At 65.4% G+C, this 3,101-nt stretch carries 2 protein-coding genes and 1 tRNA gene; 2 read left to right on the top strand and 1 reads right to left on the bottom strand.

Annotation, left to right across the window (positions count from 1 at the left end; genetic code table 11):
- Positions 1–146: 146 nt before the first annotated feature.
- Positions 147–1,490 carry a Ppx/GppA phosphatase family protein gene (locus tag NKH22_RS31385; protein WP_352912424.1) on the bottom strand — a complete coding sequence of 448 codons (1,344 nt, stop codon included), beginning with the start codon at positions 1,488–1,490 and terminating at the stop codon, positions 147–149.
- Between the two features lie 349 nt (positions 1,491–1,839).
- Here NKH22_RS31385 and NKH22_RS31380 point away from each other — a divergent pair, with 349 nt between their 5' ends.
- Together NKH22_RS31380 and NKH22_RS31375 are read left to right on the top strand one after the other, a co-directional pair.
- A complete protein-coding gene (locus NKH22_RS31380; RefSeq protein WP_023736455.1) occupies positions 1,840–2,787 on the top strand; it encodes a lysylphosphatidylglycerol synthase domain-containing protein in 948 nt (315 codons plus the stop codon).
- 146 nt (positions 2,788–2,933) lie between these two features.
- A tRNA-Gln gene (locus NKH22_RS31375) sits at positions 2,934–3,007 on the top strand.
- The last annotated feature ends 94 nt before the right edge of the window (positions 3,008–3,101 follow it).

Here is a 3,101-nt window from a genome sequence, read left to right as displayed (position 1 = left end):
GGGGGGGTTTTTTTTTTTTTACTCTATGCTTTCCCGGGCGGGGTTCTCCTTTTTGCGCCCCGCTCCCTTCCCCCGCCGGGGGGGGTTTGGGTTCGGGCGCCCCCCCCCCCGGGGTGGGGGTCGACCGTTCACCAAAGCAATGCGGATCATGCTCGGCCCCGCCCACTGTTGCGCCAGACGCCGTCATCGGCCATCAGCTCGCTCAAAATGCCTTCGCGTAAGCCCCGGTCGGCGACGCGCAGCCGCTCCGACGGCCACACCGCACGGATGGCTTCCAGGATAGCACAGCCGGCCAGCACCAGGTCGGCACGGTCGGCGCCGATGCACGGGTTGGCGCAGCGCTGCTGGAAATCCCAGCCGACCAGTTTTTCGACCATGCGGTCGACGCTGTCGCGGTCCATCCACAGCCCGTCGACGCGGCGCCGGTCGTAGCGTTCGAGGTCGAGATGGACGCCGGCCAGCGTCGTCACCGTGCCGGATGTGCCCAGCAGATGGAATTTCGGGCTGGCCAGCACATGGCTCAGCCGATCGCGGCCGTCGAACGACTTCAGCCGCACCGCGACATCCTCGACCATGGCGGCAAAGATCTCGCGCGTCACCGTGCGGCCGCCAAAACGCTCGGCCAGCGAGACAACGCCGACCGGCAGCGACGTCCACGACACGATGTGGTTGGCAAGCCGCGGCGAGCGCTGGCCGGTGAGGTCGATCAGCGCGATTTCGGACGAGCCGCCGCCAATGTCGAACAGCACCACGCCTTGCGTGTCGCGCTCGACCAGCGAGCCGCAGCCGGATACAGCAAGCCGCGCCTCGGTCTGGCGATCGATGATTTCCAACTTCAACCCCGCCTCTCGTTCGACGCGCTGCAGGAATTCGACGCCATTATCGGCGGTGCGGCAGGCCTCGGTGGCGATCAGCCGGGCTTTCCTGATCTTGCGGTTGCGCAATTTGTCGCCGCAGATTTTCAGCGCCTCGACGGCGCGGTCCATCGCCGCCTGGCTCAGGTGCCCATTGGCGGTCAGCCCCTCGCCCAGCCTGACGATGCGCGAGAAGGCGTCGATGACGCGGAACTGGCCATGGCGTTGCGGCACCGCGACCAGCAGCCGGCAATTGTTGGTGCCGAGATCGAGCGCGGCAAACACCGGCAGTTCCTGCATCGGCGGCCGATGCATGGGCTGTTCCGGTCGGGGTTGTGGGGCCGAGGGCAAAGGCACGGGCGCTGGAGCGGCCGGGCCGACGGAGGCCGGCGCACCGACCGCCGCGGCCGTTGCGAGAGGGCTGTCGTCGCGCGCAAAAACCTTGCGCCCACACCGGCGCTTGCGCCGCTTTCTCGCCTTGCCGCGCTGATGCTGGGCGTCGCCGGCCTGTCCGTTGCCGGACTGGGGCCCCGCCTGGCGGGGCCGCCCGGCGGATGGGCTTGGCCCGCCTGATGGCGGCGAAGCCCTGGACACGCCCACTTCCGGCGCGCCAGCGCCGGTGTCGTGGTCTTCCACTTCAGTTCCTTCCGGCGCCGCGCGAACCGGAAAACCGGACGCAGCAGGCGCTTCAATCTTTTAAGTTGCCGCCAGAGTAGCAGCGCCGGACCGGATCACCAAGAGCAAGGACTCAAATTTTGCCGGCTGCGTCCTGCCAGATCCCCCCTGCTTTGCAGCGTCCCGGCGTTCGCTAGCCTTTCATCTTGCCACTGGCACGGCGAATTCGCCGTTGGCGAACCGGCTGCTCACCCTTGCCGGTTGAATAGCCGGCTTCAATGAGGCATTTCTGAAATGAGGGGGAATTGGTGAATCGCGGACGTTTTAACGCCCGCCTGGGCGATGGGCAGCAACACATGACGACAACTCCATGAATTGGGGGGCCACGAATTGGAAGCGCTATCTGTGGCCGGTCATCGGTGTCGCGGCGGTCATCGGGTCGCTGTTGTTGCTGTGGCATGAACTGCGCGGCATCTCGATCGACGATGTCTGGGACGGCATATCCGCCATCCCGACGCGCGGCTGGATGCTTGCGGCACTGAGCTCGGTGGTCGCCTATGCCTCGCTCGCCGGCTATGACCACATCGCGCTCTTGCATATCGGCAGACGAGTGTCGTGGCTGTTCGTCACCTTCTGCTCCTTCACCACCTACGCGCTGTCGCACAATATCGGCGGCTCGGTGTTTTCGGGCGCCGTGATCCGCTACCGCGCCTACGGCACCAGGGGGCTGACCGGCCAGGACGTCGGCATTCTGGTGGCGATCTGCTGGATCACCTTCGTGCTCTCCAGCATTCTGGTCGGCGGGCTGGTGCTGGTGTTCGAGCCTGCAATCATCGACCGCTTTTCCGGCGCCCCGCACCACGGCCTGGCGATCGCCGCTGGCATCGCTTTGCTGATCCTGGTCGGCGCCTACATCTTCGGCAGCTGGCTGCATCTGAAGCCGCTGAAAATCGCCGGCTTCCAGTTGCACTACCCGGCGCTGCCGATCGTGGCGCGGCAATTGCTGATCGGCCCGATCGAGCTTCTGGCGGCGGCGGCGATCATCTTCTTTGCCCTGCCCGTTGCCGGCAATCCCGGCTATTTCGTCATCCTCGGCGTGTTCCTGGTGTCGTTCTCGGTTGCGCAGATCTCGCACGCGCCGGGCGGGCTCGGCGTGTTCGAGGTCGTGTTCCTCGCCGGACTGTCTGATATGGACCCGGTCGGCGTGCTGGCGGCACTTCTGGTGTTCCGGCTGTTCTACCTGATCATCCCGCTGCTGATCGCGCTCGGCGTGGTGCTGTTCTTCGAGCACTCGCAATACAGCCGGACGGACAGTTGAGGTCGCGCCGGGCGACAGCGCCCGCCTGGCGCAATTGGCTGATGAAACACCGAGATTGAAATGCAACGCAGGCTTGACTATTTTCCGGCGGCGGCTACAAGGCACGCGCGGCTGCTTCGGCGGCCCACCAGCGCGACAGCGCCTGCTGGGGAATAGGTTAACGGTAGACCCACGGACTCTGACTCCGTTAGTCCTGGTTCGAATCCAGGTTCCCCAGCCAAGGCACGTCGGTCCATTCCGGACACATAGGTTACGGTTTATATCGGAGACATGGGTAACACTTTTGGCCCGAAGGGGTTTTGGAGTGGTTCGAG

This window comes from Mesorhizobium sp. M1252, assembly GCF_040318265.1.
In the GTDB taxonomy this organism is placed as follows: Bacteria; Pseudomonadota; Alphaproteobacteria; order Rhizobiales; family Rhizobiaceae; genus Mesorhizobium.
This window is presented reverse-complemented; position numbering and strand designations above follow the sequence as displayed.